The organism is Micromonospora sp. DSM 45708, assembly GCF_039566955.1.
Classification (GTDB): domain Bacteria; phylum Actinomycetota; class Actinomycetes; order Mycobacteriales; family Micromonosporaceae; genus Micromonospora.
Window position 1 is genome coordinate 2396320 of record NZ_CP154796.1, and the last position, 24677, is coordinate 2420996.

Genomic DNA, 24677 nt, shown 5'->3' on the forward strand with positions numbered 1-24677 from the left:
TCAGCGACCGCGCGCCGGCGCCTGACCCTGCGCCGCGCCCGACGAACTCGCCGCCGGGGCGTTGGTCGACCCCGGGCTGGTGCGCCCGCGCTCCAGGTCGACGTTCTGCGACTGCTGCTGGATCGCCGACCGTCGCTGGTCGACAGCCGCGTTGGTCAGTGCCGCGCCGGCGGTGACGAACCCGCCGGCCGCGGTGAGCGAGGTGGCGTTGGCGGCCGTGCCGGCGATGCTCAGGCCCAGACCGCTGAGGTTCCCGGCATGGACCGCGGCCTTCGTCCAGTCGCCGTTCTGTGCGGCGTCGATGAACTCCACACCGGACTTCAGGGCGGTGACGGCGGACGCGCTGATCTGCGTGCCGCGCGCGGCCCACCCCTCGAGGACGCCGGAGATGGCGCTCAACGAGCCGGCGGTGAACTCCGCGCCGGGCGGCAGGTAGGTGTCCATGAACTTCTTGAAGTCGGTGAACCCCTTGAAGCCGGCGTTCTTGGCGCCCTGCCGGGCCTCGCTCTCGGTCGGCCGGTTCGGGTTGGCCGGACGGACCTGGCTGCCGCGCCGGGGCTCGACCGGCTCCGGCGTGGTGACCGCCCCCACCTGCATGGCGGTCTGCACGAGCGCGTCCGGGTTGGTGGCGACGTAGGTCGACCGGCGCCGGAGCCGGTCCACCTGGTGGTCGGCGGCGGCGGAGTTCCGGGCCGCACCGGAGCCGCGCGCCGTCGAGTTACGCCCGGACCGGGACGGGGCGGCGGGTGGGGACACCCGGCGACCACCGTTGAACGAGTCGGTGAACTGCGGGGGCGCCGTGGAGCTGGACGCCGTCTGGTACGCGTACGCCGTCTGGCTGTACGGGTTGACCGGCAGGCTGTAGTGCCGGTCCATGGTCTCCGTCTCGGCCTCGGGCGCCGTGGAGAACGTCTGGGCGCGTTGCGACTGATGCAGCGGGTCCGGCTCGTAGCCGTACCTGGGGTCGGACATCGTGACTCCTTCGAGCGCTGTTCGTGGCTGTCCAGCCGGCCGTCGCCGGCGCCGCGGGCCGCCTCCTCCCACCGATCGCGGCGCACCGACTACGGGCCGGCGCCGGCCCCGGTTCAGCGACGGGTCCCGGAAAAAACCTGCGATCCGCGCTGAACCGGGTGGCCGGTCGCGTCGTAGTGCGGCCGGCAAGCGCGACGGTGAGCGGGAACGGAGGCGAGACGGACGATGAGCCAGCCGGTGATGCTGCGGCGGTCCCGGGAACGCGACGGGCGTCCGGCCCGACAGCCCGACGTCCTCTCGGACGAGGGCATCGGCTGGATCGGCGCACACGGCGGCGCCGGCGCCAGCACGCTGACCCGCCTGCTGGGCGGCACCGACATCGGTTGCCGTTGGCCGGACCCGGCGCTCGGTGAGCCGGCCCGGGTCGCGGTGCTCGGCCGGACCAACCTGGACGGGATGCGGGCGGTCTCCCGCGCGCTCAACGCGATGCGGGAGGGCCGGCACCCGGCGGGGATGTGGCTGGTGGGCGTGGTGCTGATCGCCGACGCGCCGGGCCGGCTGCCGGCGCCGCTGCTCGGCCGGATCCGGCTGCTGCGGTCCATCGCCCCGGTGCACCGGGTGCCGTGGATCCCGTCGTACCGGATCGGGGTGGAGCCGCAGCGGCCCCCGCGTCAACTGGCCCGGTTGGCCGACCTGGTGACCGCCCGCCCCGGTCGGGGGGCGCGGTGAGCCGGCCGGGCCGGGCGGTGTCGGCCGTGACGGCGCTGGTCCTGGCGCTGCTCGCGCTCGCGCCGCCAACCCCGGCGGTGGCCGCGGGCAGCTACACGGTCACCGTCGACGGCGGCGGCGCCGCGTTCCTCTACAAGATCTGCCTGAAGACCACCACCACGGTGAAGACCTACCCGGCCGGACACGGCGACCGCGTCTGCTCCGGCAAGAAGGGCTCGACGGACGGCTCGTTCGACCTGACCGCCGAGTACACCGACGGCGACACGGTCTGGATGGACGTGGAGATGCTCGTCGACCTGAGCGGCCACTCGCGGACCAAGGACGACCTGGAGATCACCGGTTCGCACTCGTGCACGCTCAAGGGCGCCCTGTACGCGGGCAAGTTCCAGTGCGAGAACGCGATCAACAAGAAGAGCTTCTCCGCTCCGGCCATCGAGCCGTACCAGGTGGCCGTGGACGACCCGGACGCGCCGGTCGTGCAACTGCTCTCCCTGATGGCGTGGTGCGTGAGCGCCGCCGCCGTGATCGGCCTGCTGCTGACCGGCATGACGCTGGCGTCGCAGTTGCGACGCGGCGCGCTGGAGGAGCGGACCGAGTACACCAGGCAGATCGCGTTCGTGATGGCGGCGTGCCTGCTCGCGACCACCGCCGGGCCGCTCGTCCAGGCGCTCGGATTCAGCCAGTGACCACCCCACCGGCCGCCGGCCGGCTGATCGACCCCTCCGACTCCGAAGGAGCACCCATGGCCCTCTCCGACCTCTACTACAGCGGTCTGGTGCGGATCCCGTTCGGCATCCGCCTCGCGCCCAACCCGGAACCGGCCGGCGGCGGCGGGGTGCCGCAGCCGAACACCGGCGGGAACGTGGTGCCGGGTCAACTCGCCACCAAGGTCGAGCAGGCGCTCGGCCTGGTCGCCTGGGCGGGCACCGCGGCCGGCGTCCTCGGCGTGCTGATCACCGGCGCGGTGATGGCCATCTCGCACAAGCGGGGCGAGAGTTCGGAGCACATGAGCCGGCTGGGCATGGTGCTGGGCGGCTGCATTCTGGTCGCCACCGCGGGGCCGATCGTGACCTGGGTCTTCGGCACCGGCGGCCAGGGCGAGGGGAACTGACGGTGCGGGTGCGACACGCGTCCGAGCCGGCGGAGGACGGGCCGTTCTGGGGGCAGCGCCGGTGGCAGGTGTCGGCGGCGTTCCTCGTCCTGGCGATCTGCGTCGGCATCGGCGCGGCGGTGTACGGGGGCGGGGACACCGGCTCCCGGGCCGCGCCCCCGACCGGGCCGGTGATCGGCGGCCTCGGGCCGGACGGCTCGCGACCGCAGGGCTGCCGCACCGTGGACACCCCGCAGCAGCTCCCGACCGAGGCGCCGGACGACGTCGTCTGGCGTCCGCTCAACGGCGCCGCGACCCCGTTCTCCGCCTCGGCGGGACCGCTGCGCACCACGGGTCCGCTGCGGTGGTGCTTCGCGCACACCCCGATGGGGGCGGTGCTGGCGGTGCACACGATCTCCCGCCAGATGAGCGGCCCGGACTGGCGTGCGGTCAGCCGGCAGCAGCTCGTGCCCGGCCTCGGTCGGGACTACTTCGACGCGATGCGCGAGTCGCTGCCGGACGGCGGTCCGCCGCAGACCTCCAACCGGCTCGCCGGGTTCCTGGTGGTGCGCTACACGCCCGGCACGGCGGTGGTGCGGGTGCTGGTCCGGCAGGCCACCTCGCGGTACTTCTCGGTCGACTACACGGCGGACTGGAACGGCGTCGACTGGCGGCTGCGCCCGTTGACCTCCGGCGGTCTGTACGGCCCGGTCACCCCGGTGGTCTCGCTGGCCGGCTTCCTGCTGTGGAACGAGCGCTGAGATGGCCGAGTGCGCGACCGGCGACGCCGTCTACATCGGGGAGATCGGGCAGGTCGTCGGCTTCTTCGAGCGTGGCATCGACGGCATCCTCAGCGACATCGCCAGCGCCATCATGGGCGCGGCGGTGGAGCTGTTCGCCAACCTCGGCGACGTGCCGACGCTCGGCGACGAGAAGATCAACGACCAGATCCACATGCAGACCGACTGGCTCGTGGTGACCATCGCGGTGGCGTCGTTGCTGGCTGCGGCGTTCCGGATGGCGTTGCTGCGCCGGGGGCAGGCGCTGTGGACGGCGTTGCTGGGCCTGGTCCGCATGGTGCTCACCGTGGGCGCCGCGTGGACCGTGCTCAACCTGCTCGCCACCGAGGCCGACCGCTACAGCGACCACCTGTACGACCAGGGCATCAAGGCGCAACTCAAACTGATCGCCAACTGCGGCACGGACGGGCTCACCGCGTTCCTGCTGATCATCATCGGGCTGCTGCTGCTGGTCGCCGGCTGCATCCACGTGATCCTGATGTACCTCCGGCTCGGCGCGATGGTGCTCCTCACCGGCACGCTGCCGCTGGCCGCCGCCGCGTCGATGACCGAGTCGGGCGGCGGGTGGTGGCGCAAGCACATCGCCTGGATGGTGGCCTGGTTGGCGTTCAAACCGGTGGTCGGGCTGATCATGTACTCCGGTGCGGTCATGATCGGCTCGGTCGACGGTGACGCCAAGCACTACAAGCTGGCCGGCGCCGCCATCCTGCTGATGGCCGCGGTGGCGCTGCCCGCGCTGATGCGCCTGGTCGTACCGGCCATGGCGGCGCTCGGCTCGTCCGACGGTGTGGGCGCGGGCGTCGCCGCCGGCGCCGCCGCGGCGGGCGCGGTCGCGAGCGGCGCGAAGCGGATCGCCGGCGGTGCCGGCGGTGGCGGCGCGGCCCGGGCGTCGGGCGGTGGCGGTGCGCCCACCGGCGCGGCGGCCCGGGGCGGCGGCGCGGGCAAGGCCGACGGTGCGGGTAAGGCCGACGGTGCGGGCAAGGCCGACGGTGCGGGTAAGGCCGACGGCGCGGGCAAGGCCGACGGCGCGGGCAAGGCCGACGGCGCGTCGAACGCGGACGGGGCGTCGACACCCGACGGCGCGTCCACCGGCGAGGGCGGGTCCGGCGGTGGTGGCGCCGGCGGTGCCGGGTCGGCGTCCGGGAGCAAGCCGGCGACCGGCGGGGAACCGGCGTCGGGAGGCGAGCCGGCGTCCGGGAGCCCACCCGCGCCGGAGAGCGCGCCGCCGGCCGGCGGCACCGCGTCCGGGAGCACGCCGGCGCCGGAGAGCCCGCCGGCGTCCGGGGGTGAGCCGGCGTCCGGGAGCCCACCCGCGCCGGAGAGCCCGCCGCCGACCGGGGGCGGATCGACCGGTGGCGGCGGACGCCGCGTCGTGTCGACGGCCGGCCGGGCCGTCAGCGGCGCGGTCGGCGCCGCCGCCTGGACCGTGCAGAAGAGCGCCGGCGCCCTCGCCGCCACCCACCGGCACGCCGCCGGCATCGCCGACGGGGCGCTGCCGAACCCCGACCGAGACTAGGCCGGACCAGGAGGACCACCATGAGCACGGCAACCGAACAGATCAAGACACCGACGTACGGCAACTGGCGCCGCCCCCGCAAGGCCGGCCTGGGCTCGCTGGGCCTGATCGGCACCATCGGCCTCTTCGGCGGTCTCGTGCTGGTCCTGATCGCGTCCATGATCTCACTGGACGCGGCCCTGGTGGTGGGGCTCCCGTTCGCGCTGACGCTGGCGCCGCTGGCGATCCGCACCCAGGACGGCCGCAACGTCTTCCAGATGGCCGGCGTCCGGGTCGGGTGGCTGCGCCGGAAGTCCAAGCGGCAGCACGTCTACGTCTCCGGGCCGCTGTCCACCCGACCGGGTGGACGGTTCCGCCCGCCCGGCCTGCTGAGCCGGGTGACCATGCTGGAGGGACGCGACCCGTACGACCGCCCGTTCGGCGTGCTGCACCACCGCAACCGCCACCAGTACACGATCGTGCTGAGCTGCGAGCCCGACGGCGGGTCGCTGGTCGACCCGGACCAGGTCGACACGTGGGTGGCGCTGTGGGGCGAGTGGCTGTCCCGGCTGGCGCACGAGCCGGGACTGCGCGGCGCCTCGGTGGTGGTGGAGACCGCGCCGGACCCGGGCACCCGGCTCGCCACCGAGGTGCTGGGCCGGCTCTCCCCGAACGCGCCACCCGCCGCCCGGGCGGTGATGGAGGAGGTGGTGCGCTCCTACCCGGACGCGTCGTCGGAGATGAACACCTACCTGACGCTCACCTACTCGGCGCCCGGCGGTGGCCGGCGCGACGACGACACCATGCTCGCCGACCTGGCGCTGCGCCTCCAGGGGGTGCTCAACGGGCTGGTGGCCGCCGGCGGGGGGTCGGCGGAGCCGCTGTCGGCGGAACGGATCGCCGAGGTCGTCCGTGTCGCGTACGACCCGGCCGTCTCCGCCGAGGTGCTCGACGTCCGCGCCCAGCACGGCGGCACCGGGCTGGAGTGGGACGACGCCGGGCCGGCCGCGGCGGTCGAGACGGTCGGCGCCTACCAGCACGACTCCGGGGTGTCCCGGAGCTGGTTGCTGACCATGGCGCCCCGGGGCGTGGTGCGCTCCGGGATCCTGCGCAGCCTGCTCGACCCGGCCGCCGGCATCCGTCGCAAGCGGGTGGCGCTGATCTACCGGCCGATCGACCCGGCGACCTCCGCCCGGATCGTCGAGTCCGACCGCCGGTCCGCCCAGTTCATGGCGAACTCCACGAAGGGCCTGGTCCGGGCGCGTGCCGTCGCGGAGATCCAGGCGGCCGAGCAGACCGCGGCGGAGGAGGCCTCCGGCGCCGGCCTGGTGGAGTTCTCGATGCTGGTGACGCTGACCGTCGACTCGGCCGCCGAGGTGCGCGACGCCAACGTGACGATGCGGAACCTGCTGGGCGCCACCCGGATCGCGATGCGGCCGGCGGACCGGATGCAGGCCGCGGCGTTCACCTGCGCGCTGCCGGTCGGCATCCTGCCCTGGGAGCAGTCGATCGTCCCGCACGACCTCCAGGAGGCGCTGTGACCGGCACCGACGGCGCACGGGTGCCGGATCTCGGCGCGGGCTGGCCGCGTGGGACGTCCGGGCCGGTCACCGCGATGTCCGGCCTGGTCGTCCCCGCCGTGGACGCGCAGGACCGGGAGCCCGACGAAACCGGCCGGCAGACGCCCCGGGCGCTGCGGCGGGCGCGTCGGCGGCGGGCCGCGGAGGAGGCGGCCGAGCAGCGGTACCGGCAGCGGCTGGCCCGGGCCGACCGCGCCGACGGCGTACCGCACCGGGGTTCGCCGGTCGTGGGCGGCGGCCGGGTGGCCACGCTGGACCCGCCGACCATGTGGCGGGCCACCACCGTGCAGGCGTGCGGGCTCTGGCCGTTCGCGTCCGGCTCGGGCGCGCCGATGACCGGGGTCCCGCTCGGCCAGCACATCAGCACCGGCGCCACGGTCTGCGGGGACCCGCTCAACTGGTTCACCCGGGCGCGCTACATCTCCAACCCGTCGCTGTTCATGCTCGGCATGCCGGGGCTCGGCAAGTCCACGCTGATCAACCGGATGCTGATCGGCCTGGCCGGGCAGGGGGTCGTCCCGCTGGTGCTCGGCGACCTCAAGCCCGACTACGCGGACACCGTGCGCGCGCTGGGCGGGCAGGTCATCTCCATCGCCCGGGGCGTCGGCGGGCTCAACGTGCTCGATCCGGGCGCGATGGGCGCGGCGGCGGCGCGGATCGGCGGGCAGGCCGGCGAGGCGCTGGCCGCCGAGTCCCACGGTCGGGTGCTGAACATGGTGGCCGCGCTGCTCACCATCGTGCGCGGAGCGCCGATCAGCGACCACGAGCAGTCGGTGCTCTCGGCCTGCCTGCGGCACCTGCGCGAGCGCACCCCGCCGGGCCGGACGTACCGGCTGCCGGACCTGCTCGCGGTGCTGGAGTCCGGGCCGCCGCAGGTCCGGCAGGTCACGCTCGACCGGGGTCAGGAGTCCCGGTACCGCGACGCGGTCGACCCGCTGCACCGGTCGCTGCTCGGCATCCTGGACGGCCCGCTCGGCGACACGTTCGCCTCGGAGACCGCCACCCGGATCGACCCGGACGCCACCGCGGTCTGCATCGACATCTCCCGCATCGGCGAGGCGGACGGGCAGTTGACCGCCGCCGCGATGCTCGCGGCCTGGTCGGACGGCCTGGGAACGGTGTCCGCGTCGCACGCGCTGGCGGACGCCGGCCTGGCGCCCCGGCGCTGGTTCTTCACCGTCCTCGACGAGCTGTGGCGCCCGCTGCGCGCGGCCTCCGGCATCGTGGACCGGATCGACGCGCTCACCCGGTTGAACCGCTCGCTCGGGCTCGCCGACGCGAAGATCACCCACACCCTGAAGGACGCCGAGGCGCTGGGCAACGAGGCCGACAAGGCCAAGGCGCGGGGTTTCGTCGAGCGTGCCGGCATGGTCGCCTGCGCCGGCCTGCCGAGGGCGGAGATGGAGGAACTGGGCCGGGTGGTCGGGCTGTCCCGGCGCGAGATCGACCTGGTCTCGTCGTGGTCCTCGCCGGCCGGCTGGGCCCAGGACGGCGGCAACGAGGAACCACCCGGCCGGGGCCGGTTCCTGATCAAGGTCGGCGGGCGGCCGGGCATCCCCATCCGGGTCGCGATCACCGACGCCGAGCGACACCTGCACGACACCAACACGCGGTGGATCGCCAACGGCGACGCGGAGCGGATGCTCGCCGAACGCGCCGCGGTGGTGCGTGCGGTCACCGCCGGCTCCCGGCCGGACATGGCCGGCCCGGGGGCCCGGTGAGGCGCGGCGGGGCCGGCAGCGACCTGCTGGCGTGGCTGATCCCGGCGCTCGCGCTGATCAACCTCACCGCCTTCGTGCTGCTGTGGCTCGGTGGCACGCTCGCCGCCGCCGTCGGCGGGTACGGCTGGCGGCCACCCCCGTTCGACCTCGCCACCTACCTGAACCTGCTCGGCGGCGCCTCCGGGGCGGTGTGGCCGGGCGTACCGTCGGCGCTGGTCTACGGCGGCGCGGCCGTGCTGCTCCCGGTCGCCGCCGTGCCGGTGGCGACGGCGGTCCGGGCCGTGGCCCGGCGCCTCGGCCAGCCGTCGAAGCTGGCCAGCGCCGCCGACCTGCGGGCCATGACCGGCCGGGCGGCCGAGGCCCGGGCCCGCGAACTGCGCCCGTCGCTGCGGGACGTCCCCCGCCTGCGGCCGGACGACACCGGCAACCTGCTCGGGGATCTCCTGCCGTCCGGGCCGGAGCTGCGGTCGTCGTACGAGGACGTGGAACTCGACCTGATGGCGCCCCGGGCCGGGAAGTCCACCGGCATCGCCGTGCCCCGGGTGCTGCGCGCCCCCGGCGCGGTGCTGCTCACCTCGAACAAGGCGGACGTCTTCACCGTCACCCGGCAGGCGCGTGCCCGGGTCGGCCGGGTGTGGACGTTCGACCCGCAGGGCATCGCGTACGCCGAGCGCGCGATGTGGTGGGACATGCTCGGCGGCTGCCGCACGCTGGAGGGCGCACGGCGGCTCGCCGGTCACTTCGTCAGCTCGGTCAACGACGACGCGTCCAAGAAGGACTTCTGGATCGCCGCCGCGCAGAACACGCTCACCGCGCTCTTCCTCGCCGCCTCGCACGGCGGCGCGACGGTCGGCGAGATGCTGTCCTGGCTCGCCGATCCGGGCGACCGTACCCCGGTCGACCTGCTCCGCGACGCCGGTCTGGACGCCATGGCCGACCAGCTCCAGGGCACCGTACGCGGCGCCGTGCAGACCCGCGACGGCATCTACGAGACGTCCCGGCAGTGCGTCGCCTGCCTGCTCGACCCGGAGATCATGGCCTGGGTCAGCCCCGACCCGGACCTGCCGGAGTTCGTGCCGGAGGAGCACGTGCTCGGCCGGGACACGCTCTACCTGCTGTCCAAGGACGGCGGCGGGTCGGCCGCCGGGGTGATCGCCGGGCTGGCGGACGCCGTGGTCCGGGCCGGCGTGGTGGCCGCCGAGCGGATGGGCGGCCGGCTGGACCCGCCGATGACCGCGGTGCTGGACGAGGCCGCCAACGTGTGTCGCATCGCCGACCTGCCCGACCTCTACAGCCATCTCGGCTCGCGCGGCATCAGCGTGGTGACGCTGTTGCAGAGCTACCGGCAGGGCGTGCGGGTCTGGGGCGACGCGGGGATGGACGCGCTGTGGGGCGCCGCCACGGTCAAGCTGCTGGGCGCCGGTCTGGACGACGCCGACTTCGTGGACAAGGTGGCCCGCCTGATCGGCCAGCACGACGTCCGCACGCCCACCTACTCCCGCTCCCGCGACGGCGCCACCCGGTCGGTGTCGTACCGGCAGGAGCAGGTGCTGCCGGCGGACCGGATCCGGGCGCTGCCCAAGGGGACCGCGTTGCTGCTGGCGACCGGCGTGCGGCCGGCGGTGATCCGGTTGCGCCCCTGGTACAAGGAGCCGGACGCGGCCCCGATCGCGGCGGCGGCGAAGGCCGAGGCGCACGCCGTCACCGAACGGGCGCGGGCGGCGGCGGCCGGACAGCCGCGGGCGGGGTGACGGCGGTGTCGACGATGCGGGCCGCACACGCGGCGCAGCAGACGGCCACGAACCGGTTCGGCGCCACCCAGCTCACCTGGCTGCTCATCTCGGTGGTCGGCATGCTCCCGCTGGCCGCGATGGCGGCGTTGGCGCTGATCGTGCTGGTGGTCATCATCCTGCTCAGCGGGTCGCAGATGACCTCGTACTCGCCGGACCCGGACAGCACGCTCGGCCCGGGCGCCGGAGGCAGCGTCCTCGTCGAACTCGCCGGCGGTGACGGCCGGGGCGGGTTCCGGGAGTCGGGCGTGCCGGACGCGGCGCTGGTCGCGCCGATCCGGGCCGCCGCCCGGGAGTGCGACCTGCTCACGCCCGTGATCCTCGCCGCCCAGATCGAGTACGCGTCCGACTTCGACGCGGACAAGGAAGGGCCGCAGGGCCGCAAGGGACTGTCCCAGTTGACGCCCGAGGTCTTCGACCGGTACGGCGAGGACGACGACGACAGCGGGGAGGCGTCGGCGCTCGACCCGGAGGACTCGGTCCACGCCCACGCCCGGTGGTTCTGTCACCTGGCCGAGGAGACCCAGCGGATGCTGGACGACGGGAAGGTGGTCGGTGACCACCTCACGTTGACGTTGATGGCCTGGGAGATGGGCCCGGAGGCGGTCGAGGCGCAGGGCGGCATGCCGGTCATCGTGCTGGACAGCTACCCGTTCCGGGTGCGGGGCCTGTTCGCCCGCTACACGATCGGCGGGACGGACACGTCCACCGCCTCGCCGACGCCGTCGGTGTCCGCCGGCGGCGGGGCGAAGAAGCGCGTGGCGCCGGACGACGACGGCTCGCTGCTGACCGCGAAGGCGTTCGGCGACATGTTCCCCGGCCGCAACCCCTTCTACACGTACGCCGGGCTCACCGACGCGATGGCGACGTTCCCCGCGTTCGCCGGCACCGGCGACGAGCGGACCCGCAAACGGGAACTGGCGGCGTTCCTGGCCAACGTCGACCACGAGTCCGGCGGCCTGGTCCACGTGGAGGAGATCGACCGGGCCGCCTGGGGCACCTACTGTGACGGCGGCCAGCCCTACGGCTGCCCCGCCGGCCGGAGCGCCTACCACGGGCGGGGACCGATCCAGCTCAGCTGGAACACCAACTACAAGGCGGCCGGCGACGCGCTCGGGCTCGACCTGCTCGGCAACCCGGACCTGGTGGCCACCGACCCGTCGGTGGCGTGGCGGACCGCGCTCTGGTTCTGGATGACCCAGCGGGGCGCGGGCACGACCACGCCGCACGCCGCGATCACCGGCGGCGCGGGGTTCGGCGGAACGGTCCGGAGCATCAACGGCGCGTTGGAGTGCGGCGGGGGCAACGCCGCGCAGGTGCGGGCGCGGGTCGAGGCGTACCGGCGGTTCACCGCCGCGCTGGGCGTCGACGTCGGCGACGAGGGGACGCTGACGTGCTGAGCGGGGAGCCGCCGTCCCGGCCGTTCTTCATCCTCTACCTGGACGGTGCGGAGTACGCCGAGGAACTGCGCCGGTTGAGCCACTGGGTGGAGGATCTGCTGCTCCCGGTGTACGGCGGCGAGGTCACCTCCGGCTCGCCCTGGTGTCCCCGGTGGCGGGAACACCCGGAGGCGATCGCGTACCTGCACGGGCTCTGGCTGGCCTGGCAGGAGCGGACCGGTCCGCGCGCGGGGCCGTCCGACCCGGCGGTGTGGCACCAGAACCACCTCTGGCCGACCATGGACACGTTGCGCAGTCCCCACGGCCCGTTCGCCGGGTGCAAGCCTGGCGGGCACCGGCCCAAGGAGCGTCCCTGGGTCGAGCGCGACGACTGAGCGGCCGGCCGGGAAACCGGCCGAAAGGACGACGGCCGGGGCGGCCGGCCCTCCGGCGGACCGATGCCGGCGACGGCCCGGGTCCGCAGGATCGGGTCATGTCACTTTCCGAACTCGCCATCCAGGCCCGGGGCCTGACCAAACGGTACGGCCGCCAGCCGGCGCTCGTCGACTGCGACCTCGACATTCCCCGGGGCCGGGTGGTCGGGCTGGTCGGCCCGAACGGCGCCGGCAAGTCCACGCTGCTGAATCTCGCCTGCGGGCTGACCACGCCGACGGCGGGCACGCTGCGGGTGCTCGGCTCACCGCCGGCGGCGAACGCCGCGCACCTGGCCCGGATCGGGTTCGTCGCCCAGGACACCCCGGTGTACGGCACGTTCTCCGTCGCCGACCACCTGCGGATGGGCGCGCGCCTGAACCCGACCTGGGACCCGGCGCTGGCCGACCGGCGGATCGCCCAGGTGGGGCTGGACCGGAAGCAGAAGGCGGGCCGGCTCTCCGGCGGCCAACGGGCGCAGTTGGCGCTCACCGTCGCCGTGGCCAAGCGTCCCGAGCTGCTGATCCTCGACGAGCCGGCCGCCGCGCTGGACCCGCTGGCCCGGGACGGGTTCCTGCGGAACCTGATGGAGTCCGTCGCCGACCTGGGTGCCGGCGCGGTTCTCTCCTCTCATCTGCTCGGCGACGTGGCGCGGGTCTGCGACCACCTCGTCGTGCTGTGCGGGGCCCGGGTCCAGGTCGCCGGCGACGTGGCCGACCTGCTGGCCCGGCACCACCTGCTGGTGGCCCCGCGCGGTGAGCTGGACCGGCTGCCGGCCGGGGTCGAGGTCGTCGAGATGCGGCACACCGAGCGGCACAGCCGGGCCGTGGTACGGGCCGACGGGCCGCTGCCGCGTACGTCGTGGACCGTCGAGCCGGTCGGGCTGGAGGAACTGGTCCTGGGCTACCTGAGCCGGGCGACGGGGGAGGTCGTCCGATGATCTGGCTCGCCTGGCGGCAGTTCCGCGTGCCGGCGCTGGTCGGCGTCGTCGCGCTGGCCCTGGTCGCCGTCTACCTGCTCCACCTCGGCCTGGACGTCCGGGACGCCGAGGACGGTTACCGGGCGCAGTGCGCCGGCCGGGCCGACTGCCCCCGGCTGAGCCAGCTCGCCGCCGACTACGAGAACACCTCGCTGTACCTGGCCGCGCTCCTGGCACCCGTCCCCGGCCTGCTCGGCATGTTCTGGGGCGCGCCCCTGGTGGCCCGGGAGCTGGAGACCGGCACCCACCGGCTGGCCTGGAACCAGAGCGTGACCCGGCGGCGCTGGCTCGCCGTCAAGCTGGCCGTGGTCGGGCTGGCCGGCATGGCCGTGACCGGCGCCGTCGCCGCGTTGGCGACCTGGGCGATGGGCCCGGTGGACCAGGTCGCGGGCAACCGTTTCAGCACCATCCTGTTCGGCGCCCGCCACGTCGCCCCGGTGGCGTACGCGGCGCTCGCCGTCGTGCTCGGCACGCTCGTCGGGCTGCTGGTGCGCCGTACCGTGCCGGCGATGGCGCTGACCGCGTTGGCGTTCGTCGTGCTCCAGTTCCTGGTGCCGAACCTGCTCCGGCCGCACCTCCTGCCGGCGGAGCACACCACGCTGCCGATGACCGCGCAGGCCATCAACCAGGCCCGGGGGCTGGGCAGCATCACCGGCGCGCCGGTGGTACGCGGACTGAGCGTGCCGGATGCCTGGGTCACCGACGTGAGTGAGCTGCGCACCCGCACCGGCGAGCCGCTGGACACCACGGTCTTCGACGCGTGTTTCACCGACCCGCCGAGGACCGGCGCGCCGGAGGGCCCGTTCGGCGACACCGCCGTGTGCCTGGCCGACCAGGACCTGCACGTGGACGTGGCCTACCAGCCGAACGGCCGTTACTGGGCGTTCCAGTGGCTGGAGTCGGGCTGCTACCTGCTGCTCGCCGGGCTGCTGACGGCCGTCGCGTTCCGGCGGCTCCGGCGACGTCCGAGCTAGGTCGCGCGGCGTCGAACGGGCGGCAGCGCCCGTCGGCGGAAGTGTAGCCCTCGTCGCCGCCGGTGACGGTGGGTCACCGCGGCGGAGGAACGACCACGGAGGAGCGGCATACCCGCGAGTCATGATCATGACTCGCGGGTATGCGTTCGTGCCGCCGGCCGCGCGCGCCGGTCCGGACCGAACGGCTCCCGCGCCGGGAGCCCGGCGGTCAGGTGCCCTCGATGATCCGGTTCTCCCAGGCCCAGGCGGCGATCTCCACCCGGTTGCGGGCGCCCAGCTTGTTCTGGATGCCGGAGACGTGGCTCTTCACGGTGCTCAACGAGATGAACAGCTCGGCGGCGACCTCCTGGTTGGTCCGCCCGCGTGCGATCGCCCGGACCACCTCCAGCTCCCGCGCGGACAGCCGCGCCGCCGGTCGGGCCGACGCCGGCCGGGCCGTGGCCGTGACGTGCCTGAGCAACCGCAGCGTCACCGACGGCGACACCAGCGCGTCGCCGTTGTGCGCGGCCCGGACCGCCTCGACCAGCAGCGCCGGCCCGGCGTCCTTGAGCAGGAAACCGACCGCGCCGTTGCGCAGCGCGCCGTAGACGTACTCGTCGAGGTCGAAGGTGGTCACCACGATGACCCGCAGCGGGTTCGGCGGGCCGGCCAGCGCGCGGGTCACCTCGATGCCGTCCAGCCGGGGCATCCGGACGTCGACCAGGCAGACGTCCGGGCGCAGCCGGCGGGCCTCGGCCACCGCCCCGACGCCGTCGGACGCCTCGCCCACCACGGTGATGTCCGGCTGGTCCTCCAGGATGAGCCGCAGCCCGCCCCGGATCATGGCCTGGTCGTCGGCGATCAGCACCCGGATGCTCATCGTGCGGTCCGGCCCGGGAGGGGGAGCGTGGCCCGTACGGACCAGCCCCGGCCGTCACGGGGCCCGGCCGTCAGCGTGCCACCCAGCGTCCGGACACGCTCGCGCATGCCGACCAGGCCGTAGCCGCCCCGGTGGGCGACCCGGGCGGGCGCCGGCGGCGCGTCGTCCACCACCTCGACGGACACCCCCTCGGGGTTCCGGTCGACGGTGACGGTCACCGAAGCGGCGTGCGGGGCGTGCCGGGACACGTTGGTCAGCGCCTCCTGCACGATCCGGTGGACCGTGGTGGTCACCTCCGGCGGCCAGGCGAGGTCACTGGCGGGCGGCCACCCGTGGCCGTCGGCGGGCAGCCGGAGCCGCACCGGCGGGCCGTGCCGGTCGAACCGGGCCACCAGCTCGGTGAGCTGCTCCGGGCCGGGCGAGGCGGGCGCCGCGTCGTCGGCGTCCCGGAGCAACCCGACCACCCGGCGCATCGCGGTGAGCGCGTCCGTGCCGGACAGCTCGATCCCGGCCAGCATCTCCGGCAGCTTCTCCGGCCGCTTCGCGCCGACCAGTTGGGCGGCCTGGGCCTGCACGACGATTCCGGTGACGTGGTGGGCGACCACGTCGTGCAGCTCACGGGCCAGCGCGAGGCGCTCGTCCCGGCGTACCCGCTCGGTGGTGGCCCGACCGTGGGCGTCGGCCAGGCGCAGCGCGACACCGACCGCGACGGCGGCCAGCCAGCACAGCGTGGCGAGCACCGGCACCGCGGAGAAGCCGTGCCTGTCGTCCAGCGACGCGAGCAGGCTGCCGACGATCACCAGCAGGCCCGCGCCGCCGACGGCGGCGGCGGTCCGCACCGGTCGGGTCCGGATCACGGAGCCGACCAGCACGGCCAGCGCGAGCGCGGTGACCGGGCCGGGTTCCTGCGGCAGGCCCGTGAGGTGGGCGACGGCGACGGCGACGGCCGCCACGCCGAGACCGGCCGCCGCCGTACGGACGCGGGCCCGGCGACGCAGCAGGGCCAGCAGGCAGGCGGTCGCCCCGACCGTCGCGTCGAGCACGGCGTACCGGGGGCCCCAACTGTCCGCGAGCATGACGGCGGTGAACGCCAGACCGAGGACGAACACCACGGCGAGGCCGAGATCGGGCAGCAGGCCGGCCGGTCGACGCGTGTCGGTCATGGCACCAGGCTAGGAAAGTCCGGGCCCGCGCCGAACCGGTCGAAAGTACGGTCACGGTCCTCGGCGCGCCGATGATCCGATCCTGTGCTATCCACGAGTCATGGCCGACGACCAGAACCTCCCCCCGGCGAGCGCCGACATCCGCGACCACCGACTGATCTACGGCTGCATGGGGCTGGGCGGCGGGTGGGACGCCGAACCGTACGGCGCACCGGAGATCGCGGCGGCCGAGGCGGCGGTCGAGGCCGCCCTGGAGATCGGCGTCACCGCGTTCGACCACGCGGACATCTACCGCAACGGCAAGTCGGAGGCGGTCTTCGGCGAGGTCCTGGCCCGCGCGCCGGAGCTGCGCCGCCGCATGCTGATCCAGACGAAGTGCGGAATCCGCCTGTCCGGCGACGACGGGCCGGGCCGGTACGACCTGCGGGCCACGCACATCGAGCGCAGCGTCGAGCAGAGCCTGACCCGGTTGAAGACCGACGTGATCGACGTCCTGCTGCTGCACCGGCCGGACCCGCTGGCCGACCCGGACGAGGTGGCCGGCGCGTTGACCTCGCTGCACCGGCAGGGCCTGGTGCGGCAGTTCGGCGTGTCGAACATGGCCGCGCCGCAGATCGCGCATCTCCAGGCGTCCCTCGACGTGCCGCTCGTCGCCAACCAGTTGGAGATCAGCCTGGGCCGGCGCGACTGGGTCGAGGCCGGCGTGCTGGTGAACACCGCGGAGTCCACCGGGACCGGCTTCCCACTCGGCACCCTGGAGCACTGCCGGGCGCACCGGATCGGCCTCCAGGCGTGGGGCTCGCTGGCCCGCGGGCGTTTCACCGGCGCCCCCCGCACGCCGACCGACCGGGCGGCGGCCGAGCGGGTCGCCGCGCTGGCCGACGCGAAGGGCACCACGCCGGAGGCGATCGTGCTGTGGTGGATCCAGCGGCACCCGGCGCGGGTGGCGCCGGTGATCGGCACCGCCCGCCCCGCCCGCATCCGGGCCTGCCGGGACGCCGCCCGACGCGACCCGGAGCTGACCCGCGAGGAGTGGTACGACCTCTGGATCGTCGCGCGCGGCACCCCGCTGCCCTGACCCACGCCCCTCGCGCCCCCTCCGGCACCGCCGCTTTCCCGGAAAGCGTGGCCATTCGAGCCTGAATGGCCACGCTTTCCGGGAACCAGCGCGCACGGGGGTGGGCGACCTCGTCAGGCGAGCGTGCAGGGCGCGCCGTTGAGGGTGAACGAGGTCGGCTTTGCGGTGTTACCGCTGTGGGTGGCCTGGAATCCGATGGTGGTCGACCCGGTGGCCGGGATGGCGGCGTTGTAGGCGACGTTCCGGGCCGTCACCGGGCCGGAGGCGGGGGAGTAGGACGCGTTCCAGCCCGAGGTGATGACCTGACCACCGGGGAGCGTGAACGCCAGGGACCATCCGTTCACGGCGGCGCTGCCGGTGTTGGTGATGGTGATGTTCTCGGTCAACCCGGAGTTCCAGGCGTTGACGTCGACGCTCACCCGGCAGGCGCCGGTGCCCGGCGGCGGCGTGGTCGGGCCGGGCGGTGGCGTGGTGGGGCTGGGCGGCGGCGTGGTCGGGCTGGGCGACGTGGTCGGGCTCGGCGTGCTGGTCAGGCCGAAGAACGCGAGAGCGGTCGCGGCCATGCCGGCGGCCGGCAGCGTGTGCCCGGCGCCCTGGATGCTGTACGCCTCCACCTGGACCGTGCCGGTGGCGTCGGCGTAGCGGCGCCGGTTCCAGTTGGCCTGCGGCGTGTCGGTCGAGGTGGGGGTCTGGCTCAGCCCGAACACGTTCGTCCACTGCTCGATCGACTCCTGCAACAGCGAGTACGGCACGAGCGTGTCACCGGTGCCGTGCCAGAGCTGCACCCGGGGGCGCGGGCCGGTGTAACCGGGGTACGCCTGGCGGACCGCGTCGCCCCACTGCTGCGGCGTCCGGTTCATGCTGCCGCCCGTGCACTGGCTGGACCCGGGCGGGTAGTCCGCCGCGCCCGCGAAGCAGTTGTAGGGCACGCCCATGAACGCCGCGCCGGCCTTGAAGACGTCGGGATAGAGCGCCAGCATGTGGTTGGTCATCATGCCGCCGGACGAGCTGCCGGTGGCGTAGACCCGGTCCGGGTCGGCGCCGTACTGCTGCTGGACCCAGCGGATCATCGAGATGATCGACACCGGGTCGCTGCCGCCGCCGCGGCGCTTGGCGGCGTCGGACCAGGTGTCGAAGCAGTTGCCGAAGCCGGCCTGCTGGGTCGCGGTCGGATAGATCACGATGTATCCGTAGCGGTCGGCCAGTGAGGCGAACTCGCTGCCGGAGTAGAAGCCCGGGCCGGATCCGCCGCAGCCGTGCATGGCCACCACGGTCGCCGGCCGGGCCGGGCGGGCGTCCGGGACGTAGACGTGCATGCGCATCCGGCCCGGGTTGTCGCCGAAGCTGGTCACCTCGGTCAGCGACGCCGCGTACGCGGGTTGGATCGTGGGGACCACCAGTCCGGCCGCCGCCAGCGTCGCGGCCACGGCGAGCAGCACCTTCGCTCTGATTCTCACGGAGACTCCTTCGATCACCTGTGCAGGTTGAGGTCGTGGGTGGTGCGCCCTGCCCGGCTCCGTGTCGGGTAGCACATAGTGTTCCCGCCGGTCCGACAAGTGTCAATCGACGCCCAACGATGCATTCCGTCGACGATCTCCGTCTACAGTCGAGGTCCCGCCCCCGAGTCGAGTCCGGAGTGCCCGTGGCCAGCGCGTTCGACATCGAGGAGATCTATCCCGACGACGGGGGGACCTCGGTGCGTCTGCCCCGGCGTCAGGCCGGGCCCTCGCCGCAGGGCGTCGCGGTGACGCTGCTGGCGGACTACACGCTGCGTACCCGCGCCGCGCTCCCGTCCGCCGCCATCGTGGCGTTGCTCGCCGAGGCGGGAGTGAGCAGCGCCGGGGCCCGGACCGCGATCAGCCGGCTGGCCCGCCGGGGCGTGCTGGAGCGCAGCCGGCACGGCCGGCACAGCTCCTACCGACTCGGCCCCACCGTGGCCGCCGACCTCTCCGCCGGGGGCCACTGGATCCTCACCTCCACCACGGCCGCCACGCCGTGGGACGGGTGCTGGACGCTCGTCGCGTTCTCGCTGCCGCAGGACCACAGCGCGCAACGTCGGGCGCTGCGCGGCCAACTTCGCTGGCTCGGCTACGCGCCGCTCTACGACGGGCTGTGGATCTCGCCGGACGAGCTGACCCCGCCGGCCCGGTCCCGGCTCGCCCAGCTCACCCTCGGCGCGGTCACGGTCTTCCGGGCCCGGCAGGCCGAGCTGGACGCGATCGGCCAGCGGGCCCCCATCGAGGCCTGGGACGTCGACGCGATCGGCCGGCAGTACGACGAGTTCCTGCGCCGGTGGACCCCGCTGGCGTCGGCGCCCGGCTCGATCGACGGCGCGGCGGCGGTGCGGGCCCGCACCGTGGTGATGGAGACGTACCGGCGGTTTCCCACGCTCGACCCGCGGTTGCCGCGGGAACTCCTGCCGGCCGGCTGGCCCCGGCAGGCGGCCCGGGACCTGTTCGCGGCCGTCTACGACGGCCTGGCCGAACCCGCCGAGCGTCACGTCCGGGCGGTCGTCGGGCGGCATGCCGGCGGTACGCCGCCCGACGTCCGGGCGCACACCACCGCCGACATGCTCGCCGGGGTGCGTGCGGACGACTGCGCCGCGCCGCCGGGCTGACGGGTGACCCGGTACGGGGGCCGGACCGCGCGTTACCGCTCGGCCGCCGTGGGCGCCTCTGCGACGCGCTCGAGCCACTCCACCAGCAGGTGACGCTCGGCGCTGCTGAGCATCCGCAGTCGCGGCGCGACGGCCCGCATGGCGACGGCGGTCGCGCGCGGGCCGTCCGGCGCCGCGGCCGGGGCGTCGGTGACGATGCGGCCCAGGACGGCGTCGATCATCGTGTCGGCCAGGGCGGGATCCCGTCGTTGCGGCGGGGTCGCCAGCAGTGTCTGGACGATTCCGACGCCCGCGGCGTGGATGAGGTCGACCGCGTGCGGCTCGGGGACCCGGAGTCGGCCGGCCGCCGCCACCCGGTGGACGCGCGTCTCCAGGATCTGTCGGCCCAGGCGGGCGGCCGGTGAGCCGGTGGCGCGTTCCGGGTCGTTCAGCAGCCGGAACACGGCCGGGTTGTCGAGACCGAACTCGATCTGTCTGTGCCAACTCGTCCGCAGGTCGTCGAGCGGGTCGACGTCCGCCGCCGTGGCCGCCGCCACGGCGGCGGCCTTGTCCGCGACGAACGTGGCCAGTACCTGCTCGGCGACGGCCTCCAGCAGGCCGTCCTTGTCGCCGAACAGGCGGTAGATGGTCGGGGCCTGGACGCCGGCCCGCTCCGCGACGCCCCGGGTGGTGACGGCGCCGGGCCCGCTGCGGCGCAACAGCCACGCGGCGGCGTCGACGATCGCCGCCCGGGTGTCCGCCCGGCTCTTGACCCCATCGCTCATGAATCAACGATAACACTCGCTTGTTATCGACGGCAGCAGGCGCTACGGTCGTCGTGTTTCCGCTGATAACGCGAAAGGCGAATCAATGATTATCGTGACCGGGGCGACCGGGGCCCTCAACGGCGCAACCGTCGACCACCTGCTCGACCGTCTGCCCGAGAGCGAGATCGTGGTCGCCGTGCGCGACACCGCGAAGGCGGAGCGCTTCGCGCGGCGAGGCGTCGAGGTCCGACGCGGCGACTACGCCGACCCCGCCTCCCTGCCGACCGCGTTCGCCGGTGCCGACCAGTTGTTGCTCGTCTCCGCCAACGACCCGGTCGCGGACGTGACCGCCCTGCACCGCGCGGCGATCGACGCCGCGCTCACCGCCGGGGTGAGACGGATCGTCTACACCAGCCACCAGGCCGCCGCACCGGACAACCCGTTCACCCCCGGACGGAGCCACTTCGCCACCGAGCAGCTCCTGGCCGCCTCCGGGATTCCCTGGACCTCGCTGCGCAACGGGTTCTACGCCCACAGCCTCCCGTGGTTCGCCGGCCCGTGGCGCGAGACCGGAGTGATCGCCGTGCCCGGCGACGGACCGGTGTCCTGGACCGCCCGCGAGGATGCCGCCGAGGCAGCGGCCGTGATCCTCGCCTCCGACGGCGCGTACGACGGCCCGACGACCCTGACCGCGCCCGCGGCGCCGACCTTCGCCGAGATCGCCGAGCTGGCCTCCGAGCTGTCGGGGCGGACCGTCCGCTACCAGCCGACGGACGAGGCGGACTGGACGGCCGCGCAGGTCGCCGCCGGGCTGCCGGAGCACCGGACGCGTTTCCTGCTGGGCTTCTACCAGGCCGCGCGGGACGGCTTCTTCGCCGGCGTCGACCCGCTGCTCGGCGAACTCCTCGGCCGTCGGCCACGCGGCGCGCGGGACGCCCTGCGGGCGGCGGCCGGAGCCGGTTCCGCCTCCTGACGACGGTCGCGACGATCCGGCCGGCCCCTTCCCGGGTACGCGGGGTCAGCCGCGCGCCGGCTCCCGTCCCGGCTCGCGCGTCAGGTACGCCTCGATACGGTCGAACGCGCCGGGCATGACCTCGCCGGCGAAGAAGTCGCGTAGCTCCGGCGTCGGAAAGCCGCTCTGCACCACGGTCATCAGCGTGCCGCCGTCGCAGTCGGCGAACGTGACCTCGATGCGGGTGGTCAGGGTGACGCCGTCGGGGCCGCTGCCGGTGGACTCGGTGACGAGCCGGTGCGGCCGGTCGATCTCCAGGAACGTCTGCGTCTCGCGGAACAGCGCGTCGGGGGAGGGCCCCCACACGGCGGTCTGTTTCCCGCCGACCCGCAGGTCGACCTCGATCTCGACGATGCCGGGCTCGGTGTCGAGGATGCTGAACCAGATCCGCTGCTTCTCGGCGTCGGTGTAGGCGTCGAAGACCTCCTCGGGGCGGGCGGGGAGCTGCCGGGTTATCCGCATGTCGAACGTCATGTGTCACGGTCCTTCGGGTCGTGTCGGGTCGGGTTGTCCGGGTCCGGCCGGAGCGTGAGGTAGGCGTCGAGGCCGTCCAGGCGACGTGCCCAGAGCCGCTGGTAGAAGGCGATCCAGGCCATCGCGTCGTCCAGCGGGGCGTCGGCGAGCCGGCACTGCCGGGACCGACCGACCTTCCGCGTCACCACGAGCCCGGCGTTCTCCAGCGCCTGGACGTGCTTCTTCATGCCGGTGAGGCTCATCCCGGTCGGCTCGGCGAGTTCGCTGATGGTGGCCGGGCCCGCGCCGAGGCGGACCAGGATGTCGCGCCGCGTGGGGTCGGCCAGGCTGGCGAACACCCGGTCGAGAGTCTCTTGCTGAACCACGTGGTTCAGCGTACGACACTGAACCGCGTGGTTCAACGTTGGCGGCCGGTCAGGCGTCGGCGAGTGTCTCCATGGCGAGACGCTCGCGCTCGGCGAGGTCGGTGAGGAGCGCCGAGGCGCGGGTGAGGTGCGCGGCGTCGCCCGTCTCTCCGGCGGTGGCGAGGTGGTGGGCGACCTCGGTCCACCGCGGCGCGATGTCGGCGTAGCGCCGGTGGGCGCGGCGGAGCACGTCGTCGTCGAGCGCGGCGGCGGCCTCGGCCAGGAAGTCGCGGTAGAGCGCGCGGAACAGCGCGCCGCCGGTGCCGCCGCGCTCCATCAACGTCGCGGCCAGCGGTAGGTCGCGGGCCGGGTCGGTGGCGCGGTCCATCCACCGGGTGATCCGCCGGGCGGCGGTGGCGATGCCGCGGTGCCCGAGGTTGGCGATGGGTGGGTGCAGGAACGCGTCCGCGTTGGCGCGCACCGCCGCGCGCACCGCCGCCTCCAGCTCGGGTCGCCCGCCGGGGGCGGAGATCGTGTACGAGCGGTTGCGCGCGGTCATCGGTCCGCGCTCGTCCCGGGCCCGCGCCAGGCTCTCCAGCGTGGTCGTCACGGCGCCGCCCTGCTGCGCGGTGTCGACCAGGTGGGCATGGGTGTCGTCGTAGCCGTACATCGCGACGGTGTGGCCGCCGAAGTGGACCTTCGTGGTGAAGTAGTCCAGATGGTAGGAGTCCAGTTGCAGGCCGACCGGGTGTCCGGCGTCGAGCGCGGCGGCCACGTCCTGCCAGGCCCGGCGGGGTGAGGTGGTCTCCCGGACCCGCAGGGTCAGGTCGAGGTGCCCGGCCACGGCCCGGGTGACGCACATCGGTCTGGTGCGACCGCCGAGGAACGGCACGTCCATGGCCCGGGCGTCCCAGTAGACGAAGCCCAGCCCCTCGCCGAGGCCGAACAGCATCGGCTCGGACAGGTCGAGGCCGGCGTGGCGGGTCAGCACCCCGAGCGTGGTGGTCTCGCAGTGCACGCCGGCGGTGACCGCCGGATTCTCGATGATCATTCGATGTCCTGATCTTCTGGTCCGGAAAAGCTCCGAAAGTTTCGGTGATCGATGCCCGGTGACGGTCGGTGGATCGTGGGCCCCGGCTCGTGACGCCGCGTGTCGAAGCGCTTCACACTGGCTTTCACCAGCGCATACGCGGTGTCGACGACCCCCTCGCGCCACCGCCGGTTTCCATGATGTTTCCGGAAGTTGTTGACACCGTGAACGACGCCTCCAATACTGTGGCCATCGACTTGCCTCGATGGCGATCGATATTCGTCGGCCGGTGGTGGTGCTGCCACCCGCCGGTCGCGCGCCCCGCCACCACAGGGAGGGAACACGCCCATGAACGACGCCCCCGTCCGCTCGGGCAGCCGCAGGCGCGGACGCCTCAGGACGCTCCTCGGCGGCGCCTGCGCCGTGGCGCTCGCCGCCGCCGGGACGACGGCGGTCCTGTCGAGCCCCGCCTACGCCGACCAGACCGTCACGTCGAACTCGACCGGCACCCACAACGGCTACTTCTATTCCTTCTGGAAGGACAGTGGCAACGTCTCCATGACCATGGGGGACGGCGGTCAGTACAGCACCCAGTGGAGCGGCATCAACAACTTCGTCGCCGGCAAGGGCTGGAACCCCGGCGGGCGCCGGACGGTCAGCTACTCCGGCAGCTTCAACCCGTCCGGCAACGCCTACCTCACCCTGTACGGGTGGACCCGCAACCCCCTGGTCGAGTACTACATCGTCGACAGCTGGGGCAGTTGGCGTCCGCCGGGCAGCGGCTACATGGGCACGGTGACCAGCGACGGCGGCACCTACGACATCTACCGCACCCAGCGCGTCAACGCGCCCTCGATCGAGGGCACCCGGACGTTCTACCAGTACTGGAGCGTGCGGCAGTCGAAGCGGGTCGGTGGCACGATCACCGCCGGCAACCACTTCGACGCGTGGGCCCGCGCCGGCATGAACCTGGGTAGCCACGACTACCAGATCCTGGCCACCGAGGGCTACCAGAGCAGCGGCAACTCCAACATCACGATCGGCGGCTCCGGCACCACTCCGACCACCCCGCCGCCGAACAACGGCGGTTGCACGGTCAGCGTCAGCCGGGCCGAGGACTGGAGCGACCGGTTCAACGTGACGTTCTCGGTCAGCGGCAGCAGCAACTGGACGGTCAACATCCAGACCCAGGGTGGTCAGACGCTCCAGAACAGCTGGAACGCCTCGGTGAGCGGCACCAGCGGTACGCTCACGGCGCGCCCCAACGGCAGTGGCAACAGCTTCGGCATCACGCTCTACAAGAACGGCAACAACAACACGCCGACGGCGAGTTGCTCGGCCGGCTGAGCCGGTCCGTCCGGTGGGGGTGCCGCGTTGGCGGCGCCCCCACCTTCGCGTGTGCCGGCCGACACA

General features: G+C 74.0%; 24 protein-coding genes. 16 read left to right on the top strand and 8 right to left on the bottom strand.

The annotated features are described in order from the left end of the window. Positions 1 to 972, bottom strand: coding sequence for a hypothetical protein (locus VKK44_RS10575; protein ID WP_343446719.1), 972 nt, complete (start codon positions 970 to 972; stop codon positions 1 to 3). A gap of 225 nt (positions 973 to 1197) precedes the next feature. Here VKK44_RS10575 and VKK44_RS10580 point away from each other — a divergent pair, with 225 nt between their 5' ends. The 12 genes from VKK44_RS10580 (at position 1198) to VKK44_RS10635 (ending at position 13941) form a co-directional block, all read left to right on the top strand. Continuing rightward, positions 1198 to 1701 carry a hypothetical protein gene (locus VKK44_RS10580; RefSeq protein WP_343446720.1) on the top strand — a complete coding sequence of 168 codons (504 nt, stop codon included), beginning with the start codon at positions 1198 to 1200 and terminating at the stop codon, positions 1699 to 1701. 26 nt (positions 1702 to 1727) lie between these two features. Next, positions 1728 to 2387, top strand: a complete 660-nt coding sequence (locus tag VKK44_RS10585) for a hypothetical protein (protein WP_343446721.1) — start codon at positions 1728 to 1730, stop codon at positions 2385 to 2387. Positions 2388 to 2443: 56 nt separating this feature from the next. Further along, entirely contained in the window at positions 2444 to 2812 is a 369-nt protein-coding gene (locus VKK44_RS10590; protein WP_343446723.1) for a hypothetical protein, read from the top strand. A gap of 2 nt (positions 2813 to 2814) precedes the next feature. Beyond that, positions 2815 to 3552: a hypothetical protein gene (locus VKK44_RS10595; RefSeq protein WP_343446725.1), complete on the top strand. Its 738-nt coding sequence runs from the start codon at positions 2815 to 2817 to the stop codon at positions 3550 to 3552. 1 nt (position 3553) lies between these two features. Further along, on the top strand, positions 3554 to 5107 hold the full coding sequence (locus VKK44_RS10600; RefSeq protein ID WP_343446726.1) for a hypothetical protein: 1554 nt from the start codon (positions 3554 to 3556) through the stop codon (positions 5105 to 5107). A gap of 20 nt (positions 5108 to 5127) precedes the next feature. Next, entirely contained in the window at positions 5128 to 6627 is a 1500-nt protein-coding gene (locus VKK44_RS10605) for an SCO6880 family protein (protein ID WP_343446728.1), read from the top strand. Then, positions 6624 to 8387, top strand: a complete 1764-nt coding sequence (locus VKK44_RS10610; protein WP_343446730.1) for an ATP/GTP-binding protein — start codon at positions 6624 to 6626, stop codon at positions 8385 to 8387. Before VKK44_RS10605 ends, VKK44_RS10610 begins: the two co-directional genes overlap by 4 nt. Next, positions 8384 to 10138 carry a type IV secretory system conjugative DNA transfer family protein gene (locus VKK44_RS10615; protein WP_343446731.1) on the top strand — a complete coding sequence of 585 codons (1755 nt, stop codon included), beginning with the start codon at positions 8384 to 8386 and terminating at the stop codon, positions 10136 to 10138. The genes VKK44_RS10610 and VKK44_RS10615 overlap by 4 nt, the downstream gene beginning before the upstream one ends. 14 nt (positions 10139 to 10152) lie before the next feature. After that, complete coding sequence (locus tag VKK44_RS10620) at positions 10153 to 11577, top strand: glycoside hydrolase family 19 protein (RefSeq protein WP_343447738.1); 1425 nt, start codon at positions 10153 to 10155, stop codon at positions 11575 to 11577. Beyond that, positions 11571 to 11951, top strand: coding sequence for a DUF4913 domain-containing protein (locus VKK44_RS10625; protein WP_343446732.1), 381 nt, complete (start codon positions 11571 to 11573; stop codon positions 11949 to 11951). Before VKK44_RS10620 ends, VKK44_RS10625 begins: the two co-directional genes overlap by 7 nt. Before the next feature lie 98 nt (positions 11952 to 12049). Then, a complete protein-coding gene (locus VKK44_RS10630; RefSeq protein ID WP_343446733.1) occupies positions 12050 to 12928 on the top strand; it encodes an ABC transporter ATP-binding protein in 879 nt (292 codons plus the stop codon). Beyond that, a complete protein-coding gene (locus VKK44_RS10635; protein ID WP_343446734.1) occupies positions 12925 to 13941 on the top strand; it encodes an ABC transporter permease subunit in 1017 nt (338 codons plus the stop codon). Before VKK44_RS10630 ends, VKK44_RS10635 begins: the two co-directional genes overlap by 4 nt. A gap of 208 nt (positions 13942 to 14149) precedes the next feature. Here VKK44_RS10635 and VKK44_RS10640 read toward each other — a convergent pair whose 3' ends face one another. Then, positions 14150 to 14800 (bottom strand): response regulator transcription factor, encoded by a 651-nt coding sequence (locus VKK44_RS10640; protein ID WP_343446737.1) that lies wholly within the window; start codon positions 14798 to 14800, stop codon positions 14150 to 14152. Then, positions 14797 to 15963, bottom strand: a complete 1167-nt coding sequence (locus VKK44_RS10645) for a sensor histidine kinase (protein ID WP_343446738.1) — start codon at positions 15961 to 15963, stop codon at positions 14797 to 14799. The genes VKK44_RS10640 and VKK44_RS10645 overlap by 4 nt, the downstream gene beginning before the upstream one ends. A gap of 100 nt (positions 15964 to 16063) precedes the next feature. Between VKK44_RS10645 and VKK44_RS10650 the strand changes: the two genes are divergently transcribed. Further along, positions 16064 to 17041, top strand: coding sequence for an aldo/keto reductase (locus tag VKK44_RS10650; RefSeq protein ID WP_343446739.1), 978 nt, complete (start codon positions 16064 to 16066; stop codon positions 17039 to 17041). Positions 17042 to 17154: 113 nt separating this feature from the next. Here VKK44_RS10650 and VKK44_RS10655 read toward each other — a convergent pair whose 3' ends face one another. Continuing rightward, positions 17155 to 18498: an extracellular catalytic domain type 1 short-chain-length polyhydroxyalkanoate depolymerase gene (locus VKK44_RS10655; protein ID WP_343446740.1), complete on the bottom strand. Its 1344-nt coding sequence runs from the start codon at positions 18496 to 18498 to the stop codon at positions 17155 to 17157. Between the two features lie 185 nt (positions 18499 to 18683). Here VKK44_RS10655 and VKK44_RS10660 point away from each other — a divergent pair, with 185 nt between their 5' ends. Then, positions 18684 to 19658 carry a PaaX family transcriptional regulator gene (locus VKK44_RS10660; RefSeq protein WP_343446741.1) on the top strand — a complete coding sequence of 325 codons (975 nt, stop codon included), beginning with the start codon at positions 18684 to 18686 and terminating at the stop codon, positions 19656 to 19658. A gap of 32 nt (positions 19659 to 19690) precedes the next feature. Here VKK44_RS10660 and VKK44_RS10665 read toward each other — a convergent pair whose 3' ends face one another. Next, complete coding sequence (locus VKK44_RS10665; protein ID WP_343446742.1) at positions 19691 to 20422, bottom strand: TetR/AcrR family transcriptional regulator; 732 nt, start codon at positions 20420 to 20422, stop codon at positions 19691 to 19693. Between the two features lie 85 nt (positions 20423 to 20507). On the opposite strand from VKK44_RS10665, the gene VKK44_RS10670 reads away from it, so the two are divergent. Continuing rightward, positions 20508 to 21377, top strand: coding sequence for an SDR family oxidoreductase (locus VKK44_RS10670; protein WP_343446743.1), 870 nt, complete (start codon positions 20508 to 20510; stop codon positions 21375 to 21377). 45 nt (positions 21378 to 21422) lie between these two features. Here the strand turns inward: VKK44_RS10670 and VKK44_RS10675 are convergent, their stop codons facing one another. The 3 genes from VKK44_RS10675 to VKK44_RS10685 are packed head-to-tail and all read right to left on the bottom strand — an operon-like array spanning position 21423 to position 23285. Then, positions 21423 to 21890 carry an SRPBCC family protein gene (locus VKK44_RS10675; protein ID WP_343446744.1) on the bottom strand — a complete coding sequence of 156 codons (468 nt, stop codon included), beginning with the start codon at positions 21888 to 21890 and terminating at the stop codon, positions 21423 to 21425. Continuing rightward, positions 21887 to 22255 (bottom strand): ArsR/SmtB family transcription factor, encoded by a 369-nt coding sequence (locus VKK44_RS10680; RefSeq protein WP_343446746.1) that lies wholly within the window; start codon positions 22253 to 22255, stop codon positions 21887 to 21889. Before VKK44_RS10680 ends, VKK44_RS10675 begins: the two co-directional genes overlap by 4 nt. Positions 22256 to 22304: 49 nt before the next feature. After that, a complete protein-coding gene (locus VKK44_RS10685) occupies positions 22305 to 23285 on the bottom strand; it encodes a BtrH N-terminal domain-containing protein (protein WP_343446747.1) in 981 nt (326 codons plus the stop codon). Between the two features lie 327 nt (positions 23286 to 23612). On the opposite strand from VKK44_RS10685, the gene VKK44_RS10690 reads away from it, so the two are divergent. Next, positions 23613 to 24611 carry a glycoside hydrolase family 11 protein gene (locus VKK44_RS10690; RefSeq protein WP_343446748.1) on the top strand — a complete coding sequence of 333 codons (999 nt, stop codon included), beginning with the start codon at positions 23613 to 23615 and terminating at the stop codon, positions 24609 to 24611. Positions 24612 to 24677: the final 66 nt, after the last annotated feature.

Coding starts and splice junctions, on each gene's coding strand:
- VKK44_RS10575 (WP_343446719.1), bottom strand. CDS start 972: ATGTCCGACCCCAGGTACGGCTACGAGCCGGACCCGCTGCATCAGTCG.
- VKK44_RS10580 (WP_343446720.1), top strand. CDS start 1,198: ATGAGCCAGCCGGTGATGCTGCGGCGGTCCCGGGAACGCGACGGGCGT.
- VKK44_RS10590 (WP_343446723.1), top strand. CDS start 2,444: ATGGCCCTCTCCGACCTCTACTACAGCGGTCTGGTGCGGATCCCGTTC.
- VKK44_RS10600 (WP_343446726.1), top strand. CDS start 3,554: ATGGCCGAGTGCGCGACCGGCGACGCCGTCTACATCGGGGAGATCGGG.
- VKK44_RS10605 (WP_343446728.1), top strand. CDS start 5,128: ATGAGCACGGCAACCGAACAGATCAAGACACCGACGTACGGCAACTGG.
- VKK44_RS10620 (WP_343447738.1), top strand. CDS start 10,153: ATGCGGGCCGCACACGCGGCGCAGCAGACGGCCACGAACCGGTTCGGC.
- VKK44_RS10630 (WP_343446733.1), top strand. CDS start 12,050: ATGTCACTTTCCGAACTCGCCATCCAGGCCCGGGGCCTGACCAAACGG.
- VKK44_RS10635 (WP_343446734.1), top strand. CDS start 12,925: ATGATCTGGCTCGCCTGGCGGCAGTTCCGCGTGCCGGCGCTGGTCGGC.
- VKK44_RS10640 (WP_343446737.1), bottom strand. CDS start 14,800: ATGAGCATCCGGGTGCTGATCGCCGACGACCAGGCCATGATCCGGGGC.
- VKK44_RS10645 (WP_343446738.1), bottom strand. CDS start 15,963: ATGACCGACACGCGTCGACCGGCCGGCCTGCTGCCCGATCTCGGCCTC.
- VKK44_RS10650 (WP_343446739.1), top strand. CDS start 16,064: ATGGCCGACGACCAGAACCTCCCCCCGGCGAGCGCCGACATCCGCGAC.
- VKK44_RS10665 (WP_343446742.1), bottom strand. CDS start 20,422: ATGAGCGATGGGGTCAAGAGCCGGGCGGACACCCGGGCGGCGATCGTC.
- VKK44_RS10670 (WP_343446743.1), top strand. CDS start 20,508: ATGATTATCGTGACCGGGGCGACCGGGGCCCTCAACGGCGCAACCGTC.
- VKK44_RS10675 (WP_343446744.1), bottom strand. CDS start 21,890: ATGACGTTCGACATGCGGATAACCCGGCAGCTCCCCGCCCGCCCCGAG.
- VKK44_RS10685 (WP_343446747.1), bottom strand. CDS start 23,285: ATGATCATCGAGAATCCGGCGGTCACCGCCGGCGTGCACTGCGAGACC.
- VKK44_RS10690 (WP_343446748.1), top strand. CDS start 23,613: ATGAACGACGCCCCCGTCCGCTCGGGCAGCCGCAGGCGCGGACGCCTC.